Raw genomic sequence first — 22,852 nt, 5'->3', positions numbered from 1 at the left:
GCGCGGCTTATTTCAACAATCCATAAAAGGAGTAAAAATATGGACTATACGCTGATTGTTCCCGTTCAGAAGGTGGGCGGCGAAAAGATTGAAACCGTAACCGTCAAGGAATCCTATACGGGTCGTGATACCAAGGCAATCGGCAATTCCGGGGGAGAAGGTTCCGCCATGATTGCTCTGGTGGTTGCTGCTACGGGCCTTAGTGAAAATACCGTACTCAATATGGACGCCCGTGATGTCAGGAAAATCGTGGGGATTGCTAAGAATTTTTTAGCGGATGGCGAGGCTTAAACTTTGATGATGGCTTCGCTGTTCTTGCCGGCGTTTTCCATTGGCCGTATGACCAGATTATGGACTTGGATGCAGAAGGCTTTGACTTCAGCGTGAAACAGGCCCTGAAGTTCTTGAAGTGGAAAAATCCGAAGACCGTGAATGGGAAAGTTCCGAAGACCGCCAAGTGATTATCTTCATGAGAGGGACAAACTAAGCCGGGGGAGAAATCCTCCGGCTTTCTACGTTCCAACTTGGAATAGCCTTCCTTTGTTGTTTTACCAAAATTTTTACTAGAATGTAAAATTTTGTCATTGGAAAGATGTATATTATGGACATGAGAAACGGAAAAAAGACATATAACGTGAATGTGGTTAAGACTGTGGATTTCCATAGTGTTATTCTTCCGTTGGTTCTTTTCGGACTCGGAATTCTTGTTCCAGTTATTACGGATGATATTTTTGTAATAATATTCTCTTTTGTTCCGTATTATGGTTATACGATTTGCAATGAGAAAAGATTCTCTGTTGGCAGTATTTTTGTTAGTAAGGTTGTTGTTGTTGTTTCTTTGCTTCTGGGGTTACTGCTTTCTGTTTTGGCTGGCAATGGAATTTTGGAACTGTTTAAAATTTCAGGATGGATTCTTGTTTTGAATGTGGTTCCTTCCTTTGTTTTTATGGTTTACACTATTTTTAGCGTAGAGTCGAGGGATCCTTCTAAGTGGTCTAATTACACTATTCCGCCCTCCTAAAAAAAGATGGTTAAATATTTGTGATTTTAGTAGCCATGCGGTTATTATTACTGCATGGCTAGTCTTATAAATATTGCTCTTGGTTTTAATTACAACAAAGGTGTTATGAATGCCGTTGTTGGTGATATTGGAAAGCTAACTAATGTATCGGTTGGCGCTAGTGAGGCCGTGACGGGCCTTTCTAATAAAATGAGCTTATTACAGAAGGTTCAAGGTTTGGCTGCTGTTGGAAATCTTGTTAATAACATTACGTCTTCTGTGAAAGGTGTTGTTGGTGAAATTAAAAGTGTTTTTGATTTTGCGGACAAGTATGCTTCTAAAGGTGATAAAATTGCAAAAACGTCCAGGTTGCTAGGTCTATCTGCTAAAGAATACCAGGCTTTTGGTTCCGCGGCTCAGCATGCTGGAATGGAAGTTTCCGAAATGGAAAAGTCGTTTACTCGGCTTAATGTCAACTTTCAGAAAGCGAAAGTTGGCGATGCCAAGGCGTTGGAAATGTTTGACGCAATTCTTGGAGGTCGTTCTGTCAATGATTTTTCCAGTAAAACGGAATTGTTGGCTGCAATTGCAGACGGTTATACAAGACTTGGATCTGCCGAGCAGAAGGCATTTGTTTCTCAAGAATTGTTTGGTAAAAGTGGTGTAAAAATCGCCGAACTTTTTAAGGATGGTGGCGAATCCTTAAAAGAGTATGTGACGAATTACAAGGCTGCTTTCGATGATAAATCAGCGTCTTCTGCTGAAGAATTTAAGGATGCTTTGCAAGATGTTTCAGAATCTTTTGAAAGTGTGAAAGCTGCCGTTGCCGTTGACCTTTTTCCTATTTTAAAGGATTTATTTGTTTCAGTCAAAGATTTTTTAGGGTCAAAAGAAGGAGACAAACTGAAAGAAAGTATTTCTGAAATAGCCAAGACGATGGTTGGTTTCGTGAAAGATTTACTTCCCAAAATACCAAAAATTTTAAATGTTGTATTGAAAGTAATGGATGTGTTTGGTCCAGAATTGTCTGCTATTATAGTGGCTGTAGTTTCTGGTCTTTCGTTTATTGTTCCGATTATTTCTTCAATAGTTGGACTTGTTTCTGGTCCGGTGCTGCTAGGAATTGGCCTTGTCGTTGCGGCTGTTGCTTTATGGGGTGGCGTTGTGATGAAGGTTAGGGATAACTGGGATATGCTCCTGTCTTTTATTGTCGATGATGTATGGGGAGGCGTCAAGCAGTTCTTTAGCGATTGTATCGATGCTGTCAAAAATTGGGTGAGTGCGTTTGTAGTTAATATCGTAAGTCTTTGGGATAGTTTTAAGACTATCTTTATTGGTCCGATTTTTAATTTCATTGACTCTTTGCCTCAGGCTTTTAGTGATTTGTGGGATGGATTTAAAGTCGGTGCAAAGGCGGCTATAGGCTCGGTTAAGAGTTTGCTTGCGAGCATTCCTGTTTTGGGCAATTTGTTTGACGATGATAATAATGGTGGTACGAACGCCGTTTCAAATGGTACTTCCGCTCCCTCCCAGATTGCTTCTGCTGTGCAGCAGTCCTATTCCGTAACCACCAACCGTTTCGCGGTGGACTTCAACAATGTTCCGCGAGGCACCAACATTACGCCGCCTCCTCAGGGCGACTTTGACTGGTCTCGTAGTTACACCCTTGCAGGAGCTGTATGATGGGAACTTTCCGCTATGAATATGCAGACTCTCTGGAGAAGGTGACTATCCAGACTGTCGCCGGTGAAATTGAATGCGTGGGCGCGTCTTACAACGGCGTTCCGTTCCTGGTTGAAGAAGTTACATCGAATGGTGGCCGAAACATTGTAAGCGCCGCGTTGCCGTTTACCAACCAGCATGTCAATGAGGACACGGGCAAAATTCTTCGTCAGTTCCCGATGAAGTTCTATCTGGTCGGCTCTGATGTTAACAAAAAACTTGCTGACCTAGAAGAAGCCTTCAATACCGAAGGTGCCTTTGAGCTGGTTCATCCGTACTACGGCAAATTCAAGGTTCGCTGCGGTCCTTATACAGTCACCTATACCACTGCCGTCCAGGAGTATGTCACCGGTGAAGTGACTTTTATTCCGGAAGTGGATCCGAAAAAATCCGCGCGCTCTGTTGTTGACCTGAAGGGTCAGGCCGCAATGAAGGCCCAAAAGGCCCTTGAGGATTCCAGCTCCAGCTTCAAGCAGAATTTCAACATTCTGCAGAAGGCGAGGAACACCATCAATTCTGTGTCTAGTGCAGTCAGCTCCGCCCTGGATGCTGTTGAGTCCGCTCGCCAGACCATGCGCGATGTTTCCGGATTTGTCAATGAGATTTCCCGCATCCGTTCTAACATCGGTTTACTGTTGCAGACTCCCGGGGATTTTGCAGCAAGATTCCAGGACTTGTTCACGATGACCAAGGAAACGTTTGGGCTTGGTGGCGGGTTTGTGGATTACGTCAACGAATCTCTTGTCTTGATGGACTCTGTTGAATTTGACGGTGGGTCCATGGTTGCTGATTCTTTGTCTGACATGGTTCGCCGCATGGCGTTGATGTCTGCTGCAGCCATGGCCACAAAGAGCGTTGTAGAGTGTAGTTTCTCCAGTTCCCAGGAATTGGATGATGTTCATGACCGCTTTGCTGCAGCTTTCGAACGTGCGCGAAACAAGGTGGATTCCGTTGACGATTACATGGCTCTTGCCGATATGGAATCGACGGCGCTCAAGTACATTCGCGAAGAAGTTTCCAAGTTGCCTGTGATTGTGGATTTGCCGTTGCTTGCGTCCCGCGACGCCATTACCGTCTGCTACGATTGCTACGGTAACCTTGACAAGCTGGAAGAAATCATCGAGCGCAACGGAATCTTTGACCCGATGGTAATCAACCGTGAATCCTTGAAGGTGCTTTCCAAATGATTGAAGTCTTTGCTAATGGCAGAAAGTTTTCGTACTGGACCGGCGCAAAGATCAGCCGTTCCCTGGACCATATTGCAGCATCGTTTTCATTGAACCTGGTTGCCCGCGACCCGATTGGTAATGTGGTCAAGTTGTTTCCAGGTGACTCCGTGGAAATTGCAGTCGATGGAACTACCGTCATTAAGGGCTATGTGGAAAAATTTTCCACTTCGTTTTCTGCTGGTTCTCATACGTTCTCCGTTTCTGGAAGCGAAATCAGTTGCGACATTGCCGATTGCTGCGTCGAAAATCCTATGGAATGGCAGAACAAGACTCTGGACCAGATTATTTCCGACATTTGCGGTCGCTTCGGTCTTTTCTTCAAAAACGAAATGGGCGTTGATGTAGGCAAACAGCACAAGAAGTTCTCTGTGGATCCTGGCGTAAAGGCCCTGGAGACCATGACAAAGCTTTGCAAGGAACGCGGAATCGTTCCTTGCTCCAATGGGCTTGGACAGATTTACTTGCTGAAGCCTTCTGCCTGCCCGCGTGGCCCTGAACTGAAACAGGGTGTAAACCTGATGAGCGCTTCGGTGGATTTCTCCATTAACGACCGTTATTCCGCTTACTACGTCTATGGATCCGGAAAGGCAAAGAGTAAGGTCAAGGCTGTAAAGACTGATAATGATGTTGGTCGTTACCGCCCGCTGTTGATTGTGGATTCTAACGCTACCCAGAAAGAAAGCGTGAAAGCGAGAGCCTATTGGGAATATACCATTCGCAAGGCTAAATCTATGGGATTCAGGTGTTCCGTTCACGGCTGGTCTCACGAAGGTGGCGTCTGGGCTCCCGGAATAATGTGTTCGTTCTCTGCTCCGGATTTGTGCGTGGAAGAACCTGTGGACTTGCTGGTTTCTTCTGTGGAATACGGTTGGGGAGACGGTGGCGAAACCACGGACCTGGTTCTGGTTTCTCCGGACGTTTATTTGCCGCAGCCTGAAACGAAGAAAAAGAAGACTGTTGCCAAAAGCCCGTGGGACTCTATCAAGAAGGCGGTTAAGGGATGAATTTTGATCACCTTCTGGAGCCGATTTTCAATCGAATGCGTCTGATGATCGGCCGCTGCGTGGTGCTTGCAACCAAGTACAATTCTTCGGACCTTGAGGCCGATATTGAACTTGTGGCTGGAGAAAAGCGCCGAGACGTGGAATTTGTACAACAGTACGGCTTCAGTTCCCGCCCAAAGGGGGATGTTTCCGGCATTGCCTTGTTCCTGGGTGGCTCCCGCGACAATGGGGTAGTTATTGCTACACATGGAGATGGGTCGGATATGTCTAAGGCGAATGACTTGAAGCCTGGCGAAGTACTTGTCCATTCGCCCTATGGTCAAACCATTTTGCTTGACGAAAATGGAAATATTGTGTTGGCTTGCGAAACAGGCAAAGAAATTCAGTGCAAGAATGACCTGATTGTGGATGGGAATGTTCGTGCGACAAGTGAAGTCTCTGCAAAATTTTCGGAAGTTGGCGCTCCCTGTTATAATCTCAGTATGCATGTCCATCCGTCTGCGGTTGGTCCTACGGCTGGTCCTACGTCTACTCCGGCGTCACCGTAAAAAAGATGGTCAAAAAATCTTTAATTCTTTCGCTCACATTGTAATTTCGCAGTGTGAGCGATTTGCGTTTGAAACTTCTTGAAGATGGTTCTTGCGATCTGGATTTTGATTCGACGGACCTTTTGACTACAGACGGCCTTGAAAACGCCGTGCTGCTTTCTCTCGGTTCTTTTGCCAGGGAAAGCTCGTTGGACAATGTTGTGTCTAACCTGGAACCGGCTCGTGGTGGTTGGTGGGGTGACGCCCTGGATTCTGAAGGTACGCTTGGCAGCCATCTTTATGAATCGTTGCCTTCTAAGGGTGATGAGCGAACTCTTCGTGATGTTGAAAAGAAATCCGAAGAAGCGCTGCAATGGATGATTGATGACGGTATTGCAAAATCCGTGAATTGCTCCGCGCGTTTCAAAGACGATTTCGTTGTAATTGACGTTGTTATTTCTAAGCCCGATGGCGGTGAATCCAGTTTTGCCTACGAACTGAATTGGGAGGCTACCCGTGGAATTTAAGAGCCTGTCTGAACTTGTACTGTATGTTGAACAGCAGCTGGCCGCGAACTTTTATGACGGCAAAAATCCTGTGCTTCGCAAGGCTGTCTTGAAGGTCATTGCTCGTGTCATTGGTGCCGCCCTTTACATGCTTGTTCTTATGCAGAAAAAAGTGTGGCGAAACCGCTTTGTGAAGACTTGTGATATTGATGCCCTGGATGGTTTTGGTGCAGAATATGCCATGCCGCACAAGCCGCCTGTTTATGCTACAGGCTATGTCAAGCTGGCTGTTAGCGGAAGTGGATCCGTAAAAATTCCGGCCGGAACCTATTTTGTTGATCCGTTGACCGGCAGCGAATATTACTCTATCAGCGAATCTGATGTTGCTAATGATGGCAAAGTTCGTGTCGTGGCTTCTGTTGCCGGAAACGCCTGGAACCTTGCTGCAGATACAAAGCTTCAGTTTAGAGACTCGACTCCAGATAAAGTTGATGACGAAGTTGTTGTTGTAGCTCCTGGTATTGTTGGCGGTAAATTCTTCGAAGTTGTTGTCAATGGTCAGGTGGAATATTGGGGCGAAACAGCTGAAGAATACCGCACACGCCTTTTGAACAGGGTCCAGAATCCTCCGCAGGGTGGCTCTGCCAACGATTACAAACAGTGGGCTGAACGGTTTAATTTTGTAACCAAGGCTTTCGTAAAGCCGAATTATCCGAGAATTAATTCCGTTGTTGTTGCCTGCGCAAATTTTGCAAACGATTCTTCTGCAAGACTTGATGATGACCAGGTAGAAGAAGTTCGCGCATACGTCAATTCTCCTGAACGCCGTGTGGTAACTGCTGATGTTCGCGTGATTTCCGTGACCCCTGTCAAGTTTTTGATTAACGCTACCGTAGCCCCGTTTAACGATGCTGTCCAGGAATCCGTTCGAAATGCCCTGAGGTCCGTGTTGCAACAGTATGGGCCCGACAGCCGAATAGGTTTCGATGATGTGCGTGTTTACGTGCTGGCAAATTCTAGCGCTGAAAAATTCTCTATCGGATCTGTACAGAAATATGTGGGTGGAGTGGCTCAGTCTGTGAAAGTCTTTGAATTGAATTTGGGTGTTCCTGAAAATTCCGTGGACTACTCTATTGCAGAAGTTGTCGGGTTTGGTATTGGTGAATCTCAAATCAATTTGTCTAGTGGTGAATAATGATTGTTACGGTAGACAAGATTATTGCGTTTGAAGGCTGTGAAGCCACTCTTTGGGGAGTTGGCTTTACGTCTCAATGCTCTGTGGAAGTCGTTAAAGATGGTGAACGCAGCGAAAGGAACCTGATTGAAGTTGAGGATTCCAGGATTGTGTTCTCTGTTCCTGCAGAAGGAACTTATACGGTTTCTGTCAGATTGGGTGACGAATCCATAGAGATTCCGATGATTGTTCTTTCCAGGGACTTGATGCCGGTCAATCGTTTCCCTTCTCGCGGTGATCAAGAGACTTCGAAGAAAGAAGATATCGCCAAATTTGCCCAGATGCTCAAGGGGCTTTTGCCGCGTGGTTTCATCTGGAATTTCAAGTGGACTAGCGTTGATTCCGAAAAAACGAATTGGCAGAAACTGCTGGAGTCCGTAGCGGCTGGAATAAGCAATGTTTGGGATTCCCTTGCCGATTTGCTCGTGAATTCCTCTCCGGCTTGTACCAAGGCGGTTGCCACCTGGAATGACGAATTGGGCTTGCCCAGAAAAGGTCTTGAATTTAAAGACGATGATGACAAGAAGAAGGCGAAAGCGGAAATCTATCGCATTGCGAGAGCCAGAAGCGGAAGCACTGTTCCTCATTTCCAGAACATCATTGATCTGTTTGGCTTGAATGCCGAAGTCGTTGAATACTGGAAGCAGCCCAACCGTTTCCCGGATTGGGTCAAAGATCTTGGCGAAGACGCCTATATGTACGTCATGATAGAAATTCATGATAGCGAAATCGAGCAGACTTTCTTTGACTGCAATTCGGCTTGCGATGATTACCTGTCGTTTTGGTGGAACGAAAATTTTGAAAGCGCAATCGACTTTGACAAGCTAGCTCACGTCAAATTCATTTACCTGTATAAGTAAGGGGAAAGATTATGCATAAGATTGATACAGATACTGCGGTTGGCAATGAATTCGTTGATGGTAATGCTGCGGCTAGCATCAAGGCTACCCGCCTGAACGCCTCCTGGTTCAATACCATCCAGCGTGAACTCGTCAAAGTTGTCGAGTCTGCAGGCATTACTCTGTCCAATGATGATGATGGCCAGGTGTATAAATCGTTTCTTAAGATTATTATTGCTTCTGTATTTCAGAATCAAAATCAGGGGGCTGTTTGTTTGCGGTCCGATGAAGGGTTTGAATCTGTTTTGAGTTCTGAAGGTCTTGATTTCAAAAGTCCTCGTGGGGGTTTGACCGTCAATGTGTCTTCTGACGGCGTTGAAATAAAAGGTAGAGATGGCTCGACTAAGGTTGGATATGGTAGTGTAAAGACAGCTTGTGTTGATTTTGGGACTCATAAAATCATTGTTAATTCTGATGGAACCATATCTATCGTTAATCCTGACGGAACCGAAGGCGTACTTAAACTGAGTTCTGTGTATGCGTCTGGTCCTTGTCAAGTCCAAGGACCCGTTTTTGTTGGCGGTAAATTGACTTGTGACGATTTCAGGCTGAAGTCTGGTACATCATGTATGATGGAAAGTTCTTTGAATGGGATTACCGTTAGAGGACTAATGATTTTCAAGGATTATGCTGAGGGTTATTGTGGTGGTATTGATGCAACGGGCCAAGTGATCGCCTGTGGCGAGCTTCGCGCGGATGTTCTTTTATCCAGATTGATCGAAGCAAGAACGTACACGGATCTTTTTTATCCGTCTGTAGGTGTTATTGATACTTACTGCTCCGGCTTACGGAATGATGGCCAGCAAATCTTCGTCCGTAATGGGACTGGTGAAGACCAGACTAACGATGCGTGGGGATTGACTGTGTTTGCTGGTGATGTACTTCATTTTATTCGCTTCAAAGGAACTTGGCGTAGGGTGCTTTAATGGATTGGGAAAAAGAATTGGTAGATGGTCTAATTAAGGCCGGCAATGACAATTTGTCCCTTAAAGACGAATCTTCTCGTAATAAGGCTATCGAAAATTTCGCGGATCCAATCGCAAAGGCTATCAAGCGTGGGTCTTCGATTCGTGTGCTCGGCTCTGCTACTTGCCGTGAAATCAGCCTCCTTGAGGATATGTCAGATGGTGATATTTGGACTGTAAAGGATTCTGGTTCCATCCGAAATCCAGATGGTTCCGTGCTTAATGTGCAGGCCGGCGATCTTGTGCGATATGATGGTGCTCAGTGGACGCAGTTCCTACATCTGGATCTATCGGGCTATGCTACGGATGACGAACTTAATAGCGCTGTTAGGAATTTGTTGAATAGCGTTGATGTCATGCTGTCTGGGAAACAGGATTGTTTGACTTTTGATACAACACCGACCGAGCACAGTAGCAACCCTGTCACCTCCAACGGCATCAAGGACTATGTGGACAGTGCCGTGACGGGTACCTACAAGTATCGTGGAAGTGTGGCCGCATCGTATGTTAACGGTCTCACAAGCCCGTCCAATGGAGATGTGTACAACATCAACGAGGCGGGCGAGATTACCAATGGCGAAGACGGCAAGCCCATGTCCGTATCTGTGGGTGATAATGTCGCCTGGGTTGACGACCCTGTGCAGCACAAGTCCTACTGGGACCGTATGGCCGCAGAGCTTGATCTGAGCAACTTCGTGGAGTTCGATGATATCGCAACGGCAAACATGACTGGCGTGGTCAAGTCAAGCACGGCCACGGGCAAGGTCAGTGTCGGCACGGACGGCACCATGAGCGTGAACGGGTGGAACGACAAGGCGGACAAGTCCCACACACATGCAACTACCGACATCACTGACATGCCGACCGACTACCTGACGGGTGGCAGCCAGACTGCGACATCTACGACAGACGGTGGCACCAATACCTTCACCTTCACCAAGGCGGATGGGAGTACTGCCACATTCAATGTCAAGAACGGCACCAAGGGCAGCAAGGGCGACGATGGCAAGACATGGCTACCCACCGTGGCAGCCAATGGTGACATCAGCTGGACACAGAGCAGCACGAGTACCGCACCTGCCACTGTTAACATCAAGGGACCCCAGGGCATCCAAGGCATCCAAGGCATACAAGGTGCAAAGGGTGATCAAGGTATTCAAGGTCCCAAAGGCGATAAAGGAGATACTGGTGCAACCGGTCCTCAAGGTCATAAGGGTGACCAAGGCATACAAGGTGAAAAGGGCGAGAAGGGAGACAAGGGTGATAAAGGTACTTGGGAAGGTATCGTGGACACCTCCATGTCCGACACCAGCACAAACCCTGTGCAGAACAAGGTGGTGAATGCTGCGCTCGGAACTAAGTTTGACGGGTTCAAGCCTACTTCATCTGGATTTAGCGATTCCACCGCCATCCTTGTAGGCAATAATGATAATACTAAGATTGAGGGCCGTACTGCATCTAATTTGTGGTCCTACATCAAGGGCAAGGGGGACAGCACTTATGTGAGAAATGATGGGGGCAGAATGACATCCCCACTATATGGTTATTTCCCGAGTTCCCGATCATCCGTAATTGGTAACGAGTACAATGTACTGCTTAATGGTAATGAACGAGGTGTTACTATAACCCAAAGTGGCAGTGGGCAGGTAAGTGCTGAGTCTATTAAGGCATTGCTAGACGGTAAAGTTACCCCCGTATATGGTCCTTCTATCGACCCTGATGATCCTCTTATATTGACCATTGATGCAAGCAGTGTTGTCACTGAACACTGTCAAGTGTTCTCAGCCTTCGGTTGGACTTGTAGATATTGGGAACCCCTCAAGTTCAAAGTGGAGCTATACGACACATATCTGTCTAGAAATGAGTGGGTAACTATCGCTGATTTTAGCTCCACTAGTTATAACGGACAAAATAACCCTGGTGGGGATACAGCAAATTTATTCATTCCCTTCGGGAGTAACACCACCAATCCATACACAGGAGTTATGCGAAGCGGAACATTCATTAAAATACGCATAACCATATATAAGGCAAATGAAAGTTCTAATAGGTGGGGCATCAGTGAGTTATACTTCTGGTATCCAGAAACACAACGAGTATATCAAGGATTACATGCATACAGTACTGACAAACTTGCCACCGCCCGTACCGTGCAGACTAACCTTGGTTCTACCGCACCAGTATCGTTTGATGGTTCTTCTAATATCAAGCCCGGTGTCTCTGGCATACTTCCTCTTGCCAATGGCGGCACAGGTGCCAATACGGTAGAGGGTGCGAGGACTAATCTCGGACTCGGTTCTGTAGCTACACTTGATGGAAACAATACCTTCACTGGTACAAACACATTCAGCCAGAGCATCAACATCAGCAACACTAATGGTCAAGCACAGCTTGTTGCACAGGGCAAGTCAGGCTCAATCACCTTGGCCTCAAGCAACAACGGCAATACTAGAGGTGTATGGCTATCAGCACACGGAACGGACACCAACGGAAAGTGGGCATTCAATGCTGACACCAATAACAACGTGACATTCAACGGCACGTTGAACGGGACCGCAAGCAAGGTATCGCAGAGTGTCGGTACTGGTACCATCGTTTCAAGAGATAGCGATGGTAATCTCAAGTATACATACGATTTTTTCAATATCGTCAGTGATGACAATAACGGCAATATGCTCGCAATCAAGTCTACGGGTGTGCGAAGAGCCAGAGTGCGTATGCAGTCCAAGGGTACTAGCTGCCATGCATACTTACGCCCTCAAGATGGATACACAGCTGAACGTGAGTTTACCTTACCTAACAATGGCGGTACACTCGCATTGACCTCAGACATTCCGAGCCCATCCAACTTTGTTGCCAAGTCTGGCGACACGATGACTGGAGCGTTGACAGTGGGTGGCACCATTGAGGCGACTGCCAGTAGCGATGACAAAGCCCGTATGTATATATCAGGTGCCCTGGGCAGCTACGGGTTCCTGGGCGAGGCAAGTGGTGATAATACTTACAACGGGATATACGCCTGGGGGTATGGGTGGGTAATCAAGTCCCGTGCGGGCAACAACCAGTTCCTGGGCAACGCATCCACGGCTGACACGGCATCCATTGCGACCATCGCATCCACGGCCAACCAGCTTGCTGTTGCTGGTTCCACGTCCACTGCTGTACTTACAGCCAGCCTGACGGGTACCTATGTCGACATTACGAGTAACATCCAGACAACCGGGGGTAACTACAGGGGGGTCGCTGTCAGCTACGCCAAAGATGCCGACGCGGTAGACGGCAAGCACATCGTTGTAGGTAGCGCCCTGGGCACTGCTTCCAACACAATCTACTTCATTCAGTAGGAGGCGCATCAATGGCTAACAACGTATTCACCAATGGCGCATTTATGTACTTGACGAGCCAGGGCTACCCTAGGTGCTACAAGGTAGCGGACAAGGACCATTACTATTTCTACCCGTTGGTCGGAAGGAACATGTTCGCCTGGGAAACAAGTGATGAATCACCACCTATGGTCATCATATCTACAAAAAATGCAGATTCAGCCGGTCGCATGGGTGTGTCCGTATCGGGGAGTAATACGGGCAACATTTTTGCCGTGTCCAAGTCCTCGTCAACAACTGACAACACAGCAACCGTGTATAAGGGCGGGACGAAGCAGAGTTGGACGATGAAGTACGCTAGTGCTGGATATTCTGTCCAACCGCAAGTATTCGTGGGCATGACGTTCCCATCAAGCACATATACCGACAACACTATGGGAGGCAAACTCGCATCTGGCAATACGGCACACATAAGTAACATATCAAGCAGCAACACGGCATTCAAGAACGGGGTAGCCTATAGCAACGCAATGATAGTGCGTGTATCCAGTGCTGCCTCGAGCTACTCCTTCGATTACTACTCGGAATATTATGACAACATTACAGACGGGATGATAATTGCGACCTATAAGTACCCACAGGCTGCCTCTGGAAATACGAATTTGAACAGCTTCACTGTTGAGGGGGACACGTCACACGTCTACTACCTAATCAAGGGCGGACATAACTACGGGAGCAGCGGTTACAATACGCCCGTAGGTAACGGGTTTGCCGTGAGTTACACCAAGGAGAACTCCTCGCTTGCGATTGAGATATTGGCTGTATACATGTCCGCCAAGGGCACATAGCTTGTAAACAAATATTACTGCAATGGTGACTTATGACAAAGCTACTTGAATTAATAGGAACAGCAGCATCCAAATACGGCCTCTTCCCTGCCGTGTCCATCGTAGCTCTTCTGCTCGGTGGATACGGCTTTTATACCGCCCAGATAAACGCTAAGGCTATCCAGTCGCAGGCTGTCGACATTGCAAGGCTGGAAGCTCGGCTTGATGCCAATACCGAAAAACTTAGCGATAGGCTGGATCGGATTGAAAAAGCATTGATTGAACAAACAACTCAAATCAAACTGCTGATTGACGGTAAGCTGGTGGTGACGAAATGAATGGAGACTACATCATAATGCTAGCGATAGCCGGTGCCGTGGCAATCGTGGCGACAGCACTAAAAGGAGATGACGAAGATGATGAAGGTTAAATCAACTGAGATTATCGAAAAGTTCCGATTTTCGGATCCAGACAAGAAAGAAGTAAGAACTGCCTTCGATAATTTTTCTTTCTGTGCTCGGTGTGCCATTGACGGCGAAGATGGATGTTTATGGTTCTTTGTGTATTCCGGATGCCGTTACAACGGAGCGTCAAACAAGCTTGGCTGGCCGATTAAGAGATTTTACGGCAACGACAAGAAGGACTGTTGTGGCCTTGGGCACGACCTTTTTTTTGCACACGGTGGCTATGTTGAAGGGCTGAAGCGCAAGATTACCTTCAGCGAGGCCAATGACTATATCCGCGGTGCAATGAGGGAGGCTGGATTCAAACGTTATGAGGCCGGGATTGTTGACCGCGCGGTTCGCATACCTCTTGTGTACCTTCTGCATTGGGGCAAGAGAAACGACAATGATCAGATGCACCTGTTCAGCAAAATAGTGTGGATTCCTGGAGGCGAAAAATGAATTTCCCTGAACATTTTTCTTTCAAAGAGTTGACCGCTACGTCTACTGGCTTGGCTAATGTCCCGGATTGGGACGCTGTTGAAAATCTCCGTGACCTGGGTTTGTTCCTTGAGAAGGTTCGTTCTGCACTTGGCGGAGTCGCCATTAGGGTGAATTGCGCATTTCGTTCAGAGTCCGTAAACAAGGCTGTAGGCGGTGTAGCTACTTCGGCTCACCTTCGTGGCCTTGCAGCTGATATATGCGCCTGGAATGGGAAGGAATTGACCAACAGGGCGCTTTATTCCGTGCTTGTCAAAAAAATTGGAGTTATTGATCAACTTATAAGCTATCACAAGACCGCTGGAGACTTTAATTCTCCGATACGTTTTATCCACGTTGGCCTTTCGTCAAAACCGAGGAACCAGGTGCTAATCAAATGACTCGTGAAGAAATCTCGGCGAAACATGATGCAGCAGATAAACTTTGCCATCGTTGTATCCATTCTTATTGCCGGATATGCATAAGCTGCGTCTTTGGTTCTCGATATCAAGGACCTACTCCGTGGAATAAACGCTAGAGTTTCGGGATCGCGTTTACAGCCCTTTGACGTCCTTTGTCGAGGGCCTTGGTGTAAATCTGCGTTGTCGTGATCTTGGTATGTCCCAGCAGCTTGCTGATGGTGAACAAGTCCGCTCCGTTATCCAGGCTGATTGTCGCAAAAGTATGTCTACTGACGTGAAATGACACGTTCTTCTCGATGCCGGCAAGTTTAGCCCATTGCTTTATCTTCTTGCCGTACCATGTCTCACAAGTGGGGAAGTCTATAAATACTCTATCACCGGTCTTTTCGGGCATAAATCGTGCCGCATTTGGACTGATGGGAATCCTGACGAACTCGCTTGTCTTGTGCTGACGGAGGACTATCCATCCGTTGTCTATGTCGGACCATTTGAGTGTCCGTACGTCATTAAGCCTCAATCCAGTAAAGCACGCGAACATGAATGGGTTCTTAAGCCTGTCCGGAAATTCTACTGCCGCCATAGCCCTCAGTTCTTCGATAGTGAGAAAACATCTGTGGCCAGGTTCCGGCTTTGGAGTCAGTCCGGAAAAGTCCGGTCGGTGACTAATGATGTTGTCCAGTTCGGCTCGATGCAATACAGCCTTAAGAATGTTGACTCGTCCACAGACGGTGTTCGTTTTGTGACCCTTGCCGAATAGAAACTTGACGAATTCGGCAAACCATGATCTATTGACGTCGACGACGCGGGTATCTGGACGGAATTCACGGACCATGGCACAGAAATTCTTTCGACTTTGAACCCATTCCTGGTTGGTGGAATGTTGTGTTGTCCCCATGGTGTAGTCTATCAGAGAGATGTGCTCGTTCTCGGTCCTGATTTGTATACCCTTGTCCGCCATGTCCAGTTCCTCGGATTTCTTCCGGGCGACTGCTTCGGCGAGCTTTAGGGTGTTCTGGTTTGCTATCTTTTGGGCGCTGGTTTTAGGGTTCTTGACCAGGAACAGGTTTAGGCTTTCGCGATGCCGTTTGCCGTCGACCGTGTAATTAATCCAAAGCGGGATGCGCTCGGACTTTGCGTCCGGTTTCTGGAAAACGGTGACCCTTGAACTTGTTGAACGTGACCTTGACATATTGCACTATCTCCGTGACCTAAAAGTAATCGTGACGAAATCGTGACCGAAAAGATAGATAGACGTTATTAACTGCGTTTAACTGAATTTAAAAAAGTTTTGTAAATGCTGTTAAATACTAGGTTTGATTCAGTTAGTAAATTTTTTGTGATAATGTAGCGGAAAGAGTCCCTCTGGCACTATAAAAAGATCCGTAGCGGGAATGCTACGGATTTTTTGCGTATAATGGGCCTGTTTGAGGCCTTATTCTGGCTTTGTTGAATGTTTTTTGTAAGTCAGATGTATTTTTGTAAAAGAAAAGTTATATTTTTTGTTCAGTTATATGGTTTTGGAATTTGGATAAACGGGATTTGGTTTAAATGCGGCTTTTCGATGAAAAGAAGATCGTTCGTTTCCTGCTGATTTTTGCAGGAATTTTCTTTGCTGTGTTTATACCGGAGCTGGTACGCAGTATCCATAACGTGTTTTTGGTGGTACCTTACGTGCTGTCGGTCTTTTTCCTGTTCCTGGTGGCATTCACTTATAAGTTCCCCATCGTGGGTAACCGCAAGAAGATGCGCAACGATGTGAATATCGTGCCGCCGCCAACCATAACTTCTTACCCGCCCCGAGATCTTCAGCGAGATTTGCTGGAACGCGACGAACTGTTCCAGATGATGGTAGACGTTTCTGCCAACGGTTTTTGGACGTTCGACGTGGTTAGCGGAAAGGTTTACTGGTCCCAGAAGGCTCTTAAGCTGCTCATGGCCGAAATGGTCAATGTGGACGATACCTTCGACGTGATGCGAACCCGTATTGTCGAAAACGACTGGGAAAATTTCCGCGAAGCCTTGAATGGCGCCCTGGAACGCTGCGAAAACTTCAATATCAAGATTTCACTCCAGAATGCGGTTTCCAGGGAGCACCGTCTGCAGATTTCTGGACATGTGCAGAAGAACGAAGAGGGGAGGCCCATTCGTGTGATCGGTTCCCTGACCGAGGAACTGGATCGTTTTGCCGCAGAAAAGCAGAACTATTATTATGTCTACCAGGACGCTCTGACGGGTGTCTACAACCGCAAGTTCTTCTTGGAAAAGCTCAAGGTAGACGTGGACATGGCCCACCAGAATCCCAATTATATTTTTGCGGTGGCCCTCCTGGATATCGATAGTTTTGGTGCGATCAATACGTCGTTCTCTATTAACGTAGGCGACAACGTCTTGCGTGTCATGTCGGAACGTCTTAAGGCCCAGTGCCGCAGCAACGACTCCATCGCCCGCATTGGCCCCGACGTGTTTGCTCTTATTTTGCACGGCATCCGCAGTACCGATAGCGATGATGATGTTCTGCCAATTGTACGCCGCATTCATAATGCGGTAAAGATGCCTATTCAGATCGATGGCCGCGAACTTTATATCAGCGTGTCTATGGCGGTAGCCCTGAACCGCGACGTGGATTGCGTCGAAGATATTCTTGCCAATGCGACGGCCAGCCTCCGCGAAATGAAGAAGGGCGTTAACCACGGCGATATCCAGTTCTTTAGTGGCCGCATCCGCGAAAAGGCCATGAGGCTCTATAAGCTGGAATTTGAAATCCGCCGTGCCATTCAGGATAGCGAATTTATCTTGATGTACCAGCCCATTGTAGATACCGGTGCGAAGGACAAGGTGGTGGCCTTTGAAGCTCTGGTTCGCTGGCAGCAAGAAGAAAAGGGGATTGTCTCGCCGGCCGAGTTTATTCCCATTGCCGAAGAAACGGGCTTGATTATTCCTATGGGCGCCCAGATTTTGCGCATGGCCTGCAAGCAGGCTAAGCAGTGGGTGGACATGGGCTACAAGGACATTCAGGTTGCTGTTAACTTCTCGGCTAAACAGTTTGCCCTTGATAACATGGTGGATGACATCAAGCGAGTGCTTATCGAGACTCAGCTCCATCCCCGTAACCTGAAGCTGGAAATTACCGAATATACCGCCATGTGCGAGGCCGAAAAGACCATCGAGATCATGCGCGCCCTGTCGAATATGGGGTTGCAGATTTCCATTGACGATTTTGGTACGGGTTACAGCTCCCTCTCTTACTTAAAGCGCTATCCGATTCATACGCTGAAGATGGATAAGTCCTTTATCGATCATATGACCGAAAACGAGGAAGACGCCACGTTCGCCCGAATGGTAATCGGTATTTCTAAGTCGCTGGGTTTGGACCTGGTGGCCGAAGGTGTCGAAACCGAAGAACAGCTGAACTTCTTGAAGGAAGAGGGATGCCGCCTGATTCAAGGTTTCTATTTCAGCAAGCCTTTGACTACGGGTGAGGCCCTGGCTTATCTGGAACAGCACTACAAGCCGTAGACTTTCAGCCTAGATTCCGTAACACTGGCGAGTATTTTCGCGACATTGCCTGTAGAGTTCATCTACAGGTATTTTTTTGATGTCCGAAAGCATCTGGGCGGTGTAGGGAATGAATCCGGAATGGCAGGTCTTTCCGCGGTGGGGCACGGGGGCCATGTAGGGGGAATCTGTTTCTAGCAGGATCTGGTTGTAGGGGACCAGCATGGCGGCGTCACGGACGTTCTGGGCACTCTTGAAGGTGACGATCCCGGTAAATCCGATGAACACGTTTGCGTCTAGGGACAGAAGTTCTTCGACGAATTCGGGAGAACCCGTAAAGCAATGTACGTGGATGTTGCGGTCGTGCAGGTTTGCGTTACGGAGAATGGCCAGGGCGTCTTCGTCGGCTTCGCGGAGGTGGAATACCAGGGGCTTGCCGGAGTCTATGCCGATAGACAGCTGACGTTCAAAGAGTTTGCACTGGTCGATTTTTTTGTCGGCACCGTAATGGTAGTCGAGGCCGATTTCGCCACAGGCGACGCACTTGGGGTGCTTCAGGAGGCCTGCAATGCGGGCTTCGTCGTCGGGAGTGGTGACGCTGACGTATTCCGGGTGGATTCCGAATGCGCCGTATACGAAACTGTATTTTTCGATAAGCTCGACGCCTTTGTCTAGATCCTTGGGGTCGCAGGCCACGTGGATGAATGCTTCGGGCATGCGTATGTTAGGGTCGGGCGTGTTGGACTTGGAGCTGCTCCAGCTTTTTTGGCTACTGAGGTCGGGAATGGGGAAGGCGGCGGAGTTGGTTGAATTTAAGCGTGCGGCATCCGTTGCGGCCTGCAGGCGGGCAAAAAGTGCATCCAGCGTTTCGCCAGAATATTCCTCGTAAGCATCCAAATGGCAATGAGAATCGATAAACATAACAGGTACGAGGTCGCGGCGTTGCCGCTTTGAGGTGAGAGGGCGCATCCTTCGGATGCTTTGAGGTTTGAGGGGTTTCCGCATCGAACCTCAGAGGGCGCGAAGCGACCGGCTTCAATACTTAATAACTTACTTCCACGATTTCGTAGGTGATTAGGCCTTTGGGGGCCTGTACTTGCACTTGTTCGCCTTGCTTCTTTCCCATGAGGGCTTCGCCGACGGGTGACTTCATACTGATCTTGCCTTCCAGCGGGTTGATTTCCTTTTCGCCTACAATGCTGTAGATGCGTTCGCGCTTGGTCTTGATATCTTTCATCTTGACGGTAGCGCCGAATCTGATGGAGCCGTCGTCAGAGGCGGGGGCGGCAACCACCTGGGCACCGTCCAGGATTCGATCCAGTTCGCGGAGGCGGCGGTCGATTTCGCGGACTCGCATACGGCCATAAGTGTAGGCTGCATTTTCGCTACGGTCACCTTCGGCAGCGGCTGCCTGGACCTGGTTGATCATGGCGGGGCGTTCCACGAACTTCAAATGTTCCCATTCCGCCTTGAACTTGTCAAAACCTTCTTGCGATATCAGATGTTTCATGATTAAAAATGTAGAAAAATTGCTATCTTTGCAAACCATATGAGTGTTTTAGATAGAATCCCCAAAAGACGTCAGGAATCCAAGTATAAGCGCCTTAGCCGCATTTATTACAATAGAATGTTCCCGAGGCGTCACGATGCTCTGGAAGTGGCCTGGTCTGTATTTGTGGGTGTGTTTATTGGTGTGAGTCCCACCTTTGGCGTTGCCATCATTATGACTGTGGCTACTTGCGCCTTGTTCAAGTTGCCCAAGGTTCCCGGTGTCATCGCAGATTTTGTGGCTAACCCGGTCACTCAGTTCGGCTTTTTCTATCCGGCAGGTTATGCTCTTGGCTGTGCCATTGTGCAGCCCGAAGCCATCAGTTTTGACTTCCTCAAGGAATTCGAACAGGTCTCCTGGAGCAATTTCGGTACGATCATGGGTAACCTGTGGCACAACGCTTCCGGTCACCTTTTCGCCTTCCTGGTGGGTATCGAAATTATTGCCACCATTACTGGCTTTATTTTCTTCTTTATCGCCTACTTCGTGGTGGGCTACCGCAAAAAGAAGTGGCTTGCCGCCAAGACGGGCTATATTCACAATCTGATTGCCGAAGATGAAGTTTTAATCAAAGAAACACGCAACAAAGGAAAGAAACCTATGATGCACATCTACCCGTTCAAGGCTCTGCGCCCCGTTGATCCGGCCGAAGCCAAGAACATCTCCGCTCTCCCGTACGACGTGATGAACCGCGCTGAAGCCAAGGAAATGGCTCAGGGCCTTCCTCACTCCTACCTCCGCGTTACCCGTTCCGAACTGGAACTGGACGACAGCCTGGATGCATACGATCCTAAGGTCTATGCCCACGCTCGCGAAAACCTGGACAAGATGATTGCCGATGGCGTTATCGCTCACGACAAGAAGGACTGCCTTTACATTTATCGCCAGACCATGAACGGCCGCGAACAGTACGGTCTGGTTTGCTGCGTTCCTGCAGAAGACTATTTCAATGGTACCATCAAGAAGCACGAACTGACCCGCGCAGACAAGGAAGAAGACCGTCTCCGCCACGTTCTGGGCACCAACGCCAACACTGGTCCGGTGTTCCTGACCTACCGTGACGAAGGTCAGTTTGCTTTGCTGGCTGACGTAATCAAGACTGCTCCCACCTATGACTTCGTTACCGAAGCTGATGGCTTTGGCCACACTGTGTGGGTTATCGAAGACGACGCCAAGATCGCCGCTATCCGCAAGGCTTTCGAAGCTGTTCCCGTGAGCTACATCGCCGACGGTCACCACCGTAGTGCTGCAGGCGCTCGTGCCGCTAGCTACCGTGCCGAAGAAGCCAAGAAGGCCGGCACCTACACTGGTGAAGAAGAATTCAACCGCTATCTCGCTATCCTGTTCCCCAGCACCCAGCTGAAGATTTTGGACTACAACCGCGTTCTCAAGTCTCTGAACGGCCGTACTCCGGAACAGCTCATGGCTGAAATGGAAAAGGTCTTTGACATTGCTCCGCTGGCTGAAATGCAGAGCCCCGCAAAGCAGAACCAGGTCAACTTCTACATGGGCGGCAAGTGGTATGCTTGCACCTTCAAGGCTGAATACCTCCAGAACCTTGGCCCCGTAGATAGCCTTGACGTGGCTCTCCTCCAGAAGCTCATCCTGAAGCCCCTCTTCGACGTTGATGATCCTCGTACCTCCAAGAACATCGACTTCGTCGGTGGTATCCGTGGTCTCGGCGAACTGGTGAAGCGTGTCGATAGCGGTGAATGCGCTTGCGCATTTGCCATGTATCCGACCACTCTGGATCAGCTCATGAACATCGCCGACGCTGGCGAAATCATGCCGCCCAAGAGCACCTGGTTCGAACCTAAGCTCCGCGACGGTCTGCTGGTTCACACTCTGGACTAATTCCGAAAGCGAATGGACTATAAAGAAAGACGGCTGGTTTTACCGGCCGCCTTTCTTTTTTATCGGAATGATTCCGTTTGAAATTTAGTGTTTGAAATTTAGCGTTTGGTTTTGCGATTGGAACCTACGATTAGGATTTCGTGTTAGGGCTCCATGTCTTCGCGTTTGATGGCTGACTTTCGGGGCTTAGTCGGCTGAGGTTTCTTGACCTTCTTGCTGGGAGCGTCTTCGCTTTCATCATCCTTTTCGCTTTCGTCAGCCTCGTCGCTCTTGAAGATTTCAACCACGAAATTGTAGGCTTTTTCTGCGGAGTCCTTTACGATCCTCCAGATGTCCTTGGCTACGACTTCTGCTGCTTTGACGTAGGTGAGGGCCGGGTCTACGAACTTCGCCTTTATCTTGTCGGGGGTCTTTAGGTGGAGCCCCACAATGTGGTCGGCAGAGAAGTAACCTAGTTCACGGGAGTCGGGGCAGTTGGATCCTTTTTCGCAGGCTAGGAAGTAACAGTCCTTTGTAATGATTACTTCGTCTAGTGGTTCCGCAGTCTCTTCGGGTGGGGGAGGTGGCTGCGGTTCGTCGCTTGCCGTATCGACCTTGGCAATTTCTGGGACTGCAACTTCGCCTGGTGGGGTCAAGGAGATGTCTACAGAGTCTTGCAGGGAGTCTTGTTCCGCGATATTTGTAGGAGGCAGTTCCTTTTGCTTTATTCTATATAGTTTGCGTTTTAACTTGATTGGTGAATTACCGGGTTCACTCCGTCTAATCTGGAGTTCAATCAGGTAACGGTCTTGCCAGGGCAGAAAGTCAATTTCCTTTAGGCTGACCTGTCTGTTTGCGATCTTGGTTGCACCGACACGGTCAATATTGATTTCTCTTTCGCCTTGCCACAAGGTGGTCTTGACGAATACTTTTTCGCCTAGGCTATGGAGGTATGAAATCAGGTAATCCTGTTCTACTTCGTTCAGTTGTTCGAATCTGAGGGTGTCGCCGATTTTGGGAATGTAGATGGATTGGGTCTGGATGAATGCGTCTTCGCCTTTCCATTTGAAGTGGCGGTGGGGCGTAATGACTTTACCCTTGTCCGAGATGCTGATTGTATCGCCCGGCATGGCGATAATCCTGCGGATCATATACACGTTGCTATAGAACTTTGCCAGGACGTAATCCTGCTCCTTGGCAGATGATGCGCATTGGGGGAGCTTGCATACCCAGACAACCGAGCGTTCCTTGAACTTAGGGAACATGGAAGAGTCGGGAATCTGCACCGGATCGATTACGTAGTATCGGGCTAAAATGGATGCCGCGAATATGGCTATCAGGACGAAAAACAAAAAGAAGGCGTGGCTTTGGCTGTTACGCCTCTGCAAACGCCT

Annotated in this window: 21 protein-coding genes and 1 pseudogene; 17 read left to right on the top strand and 5 right to left on the bottom strand. The window is 48.2% G+C overall.

What is annotated here, in order from left to right:
• Window positions 1–39: 39 nt before the first annotated feature.
• From BUB73_RS10845 to BUB73_RS10775, 15 genes are all read left to right on the top strand, one after another.
• A complete protein-coding gene (locus BUB73_RS10845) occupies window positions 40–291 on the top strand; it encodes a phage tail assembly protein (RefSeq protein WP_073285713.1) in 252 nt (83 codons plus the stop codon).
• 310 nt (window positions 292–601) lie between these two features.
• On the top strand, window positions 602–1,021 hold the full coding sequence (locus tag BUB73_RS10840; protein WP_170932310.1) for a hypothetical protein: 420 nt from the start codon (window positions 602–604) through the stop codon (window positions 1,019–1,021).
• 54 nt (window positions 1,022–1,075) lie between these two features.
• Window positions 1,076–2,683 carry a phage tail tape measure protein gene (locus tag BUB73_RS10835; RefSeq protein WP_139259194.1) on the top strand — a complete coding sequence of 536 codons (1,608 nt, stop codon included), beginning with the start codon at window positions 1,076–1,078 and terminating at the stop codon, window positions 2,681–2,683.
• Window positions 2,680–3,909, top strand: coding sequence for a DNA circularization N-terminal domain-containing protein (locus BUB73_RS10830; RefSeq protein ID WP_083539750.1), 1,230 nt, complete (start codon window positions 2,680–2,682; stop codon window positions 3,907–3,909). The genes BUB73_RS10835 and BUB73_RS10830 overlap by 4 nt, the downstream gene beginning before the upstream one ends.
• Window positions 3,906–4,955: a phage baseplate assembly protein gene (locus BUB73_RS10825; RefSeq protein ID WP_073285702.1), complete on the top strand. Its 1,050-nt coding sequence runs from the start codon at window positions 3,906–3,908 to the stop codon at window positions 4,953–4,955. Before BUB73_RS10830 ends, BUB73_RS10825 begins: the two co-directional genes overlap by 4 nt.
• On the top strand, window positions 4,952–5,503 hold the full coding sequence (locus BUB73_RS10820; RefSeq protein WP_073285700.1) for a phage baseplate assembly protein domain-containing protein: 552 nt from the start codon (window positions 4,952–4,954) through the stop codon (window positions 5,501–5,503). Before BUB73_RS10825 ends, BUB73_RS10820 begins: the two co-directional genes overlap by 4 nt.
• Before the next feature lie 53 nt (window positions 5,504–5,556).
• Entirely contained in the window at window positions 5,557–6,009 is a 453-nt protein-coding gene (locus BUB73_RS10815) for a phage GP46 family protein (protein ID WP_073285697.1), read from the top strand.
• Entirely contained in the window at window positions 5,999–7,183 is a 1,185-nt protein-coding gene (locus BUB73_RS10810; RefSeq protein ID WP_073285694.1) for a baseplate J/gp47 family protein, read from the top strand. Before BUB73_RS10815 ends, BUB73_RS10810 begins: the two co-directional genes overlap by 11 nt.
• Window positions 7,183–8,082: a DUF2313 domain-containing protein gene (locus tag BUB73_RS10805; RefSeq protein ID WP_073285691.1), complete on the top strand. Its 900-nt coding sequence runs from the start codon at window positions 7,183–7,185 to the stop codon at window positions 8,080–8,082. Before BUB73_RS10810 ends, BUB73_RS10805 begins: the two co-directional genes overlap by 1 nt.
• An 11-nt stretch (window positions 8,083–8,093) precedes the next feature.
• Window positions 8,094–9,047, top strand: a complete 954-nt coding sequence (locus tag BUB73_RS10800) for a hypothetical protein (RefSeq protein ID WP_073285688.1) — start codon at window positions 8,094–8,096, stop codon at window positions 9,045–9,047.
• Window positions 9,048–9,064: 17 nt separating this feature from the next.
• Window positions 9,065–12,430, top strand: coding sequence for a collagen-like protein (locus BUB73_RS17890; RefSeq protein ID WP_139259193.1), 3,366 nt, complete (start codon window positions 9,065–9,067; stop codon window positions 12,428–12,430).
• Window positions 12,431–12,441: 11 nt separating this feature from the next.
• The gene (locus tag BUB73_RS10790) at window positions 12,442–13,257 is read left to right on the top strand and encodes a hypothetical protein (RefSeq protein ID WP_073285682.1); all 816 of its coding nucleotides are present in this window, start codon (window positions 12,442–12,444) and stop codon (window positions 13,255–13,257) included.
• A 32-nt stretch (window positions 13,258–13,289) separates the two neighbouring features.
• Window positions 13,290–13,574, top strand: coding sequence for a hypothetical protein (locus BUB73_RS10785; RefSeq protein WP_073236218.1), 285 nt, complete (start codon window positions 13,290–13,292; stop codon window positions 13,572–13,574).
• 78 nt (window positions 13,575–13,652) lie between these two features.
• On the top strand, window positions 13,653–14,141 hold the full coding sequence (locus tag BUB73_RS10780; RefSeq protein WP_088658822.1) for a hypothetical protein: 489 nt from the start codon (window positions 13,653–13,655) through the stop codon (window positions 14,139–14,141).
• On the top strand, window positions 14,138–14,560 hold the full coding sequence (locus tag BUB73_RS10775; RefSeq protein WP_073236212.1) for a D-Ala-D-Ala carboxypeptidase family metallohydrolase: 423 nt from the start codon (window positions 14,138–14,140) through the stop codon (window positions 14,558–14,560). Before BUB73_RS10780 ends, BUB73_RS10775 begins: the two co-directional genes overlap by 4 nt.
• A 133-nt stretch (window positions 14,561–14,693) precedes the next feature.
• On the opposite strand, the gene BUB73_RS10770 is transcribed toward BUB73_RS10775, so the two are convergent.
• Entirely contained in the window at window positions 14,694–15,476 is a 783-nt protein-coding gene (locus BUB73_RS10770; RefSeq protein WP_249269367.1) for a site-specific integrase, read from the bottom strand.
• Window positions 15,477–15,539: 63 nt separating this feature from the next.
• A pseudogene (locus tag BUB73_RS18015) lies at window positions 15,540–15,770 on the bottom strand (Arm DNA-binding domain-containing protein); the annotation flags it as partial.
• Window positions 15,771–16,129: 359 nt separating this feature from the next.
• On the opposite strand from BUB73_RS18015, the gene BUB73_RS10765 reads away from it, so the two are divergent.
• A complete protein-coding gene (locus BUB73_RS10765; RefSeq protein ID WP_073285673.1) occupies window positions 16,130–18,097 on the top strand; it encodes a putative bifunctional diguanylate cyclase/phosphodiesterase in 1,968 nt (655 codons plus the stop codon).
• 9 nt (window positions 18,098–18,106) lie between these two features.
• Here the strand turns inward: BUB73_RS10765 and BUB73_RS10760 are convergent, their stop codons facing one another.
• Both BUB73_RS10760 and greA read right to left on the bottom strand, forming a co-directional pair.
• Window positions 18,107–18,997, bottom strand: a complete 891-nt coding sequence (locus tag BUB73_RS10760; protein ID WP_073285670.1) for a TatD family hydrolase — start codon at window positions 18,995–18,997, stop codon at window positions 18,107–18,109.
• A 121-nt stretch (window positions 18,998–19,118) separates the two neighbouring features.
• Window positions 19,119–19,586, bottom strand: a complete 468-nt coding sequence (gene greA / locus BUB73_RS10755) for a transcription elongation factor GreA (protein ID WP_073161331.1) — start codon at window positions 19,584–19,586, stop codon at window positions 19,119–19,121.
• Between the two features lie 39 nt (window positions 19,587–19,625).
• On the opposite strand from greA, the gene BUB73_RS10750 reads away from it, so the two are divergent.
• Window positions 19,626–21,479: a DUF1015 family protein gene (locus BUB73_RS10750; RefSeq protein ID WP_073285667.1), complete on the top strand. Its 1,854-nt coding sequence runs from the start codon at window positions 19,626–19,628 to the stop codon at window positions 21,477–21,479.
• A 143-nt stretch (window positions 21,480–21,622) separates the two neighbouring features.
• On the opposite strand, the gene lepB is transcribed toward BUB73_RS10750, so the two are convergent.
• On the bottom strand, window positions 21,623–22,846 hold the full coding sequence (gene lepB, locus BUB73_RS10745; protein WP_175552211.1) for a signal peptidase I: 1,224 nt from the start codon (window positions 22,844–22,846) through the stop codon (window positions 21,623–21,625).
• Window positions 22,847–22,852: the final 6 nt, after the last annotated feature.

Source organism: Fibrobacter sp. UWH6, from assembly GCF_900142465.1.
Classification (GTDB): Bacteria; Fibrobacterota; Fibrobacteria; order Fibrobacterales; family Fibrobacteraceae; genus Fibrobacter.
This window is presented reverse-complemented; position numbering and strand designations above follow the sequence as displayed.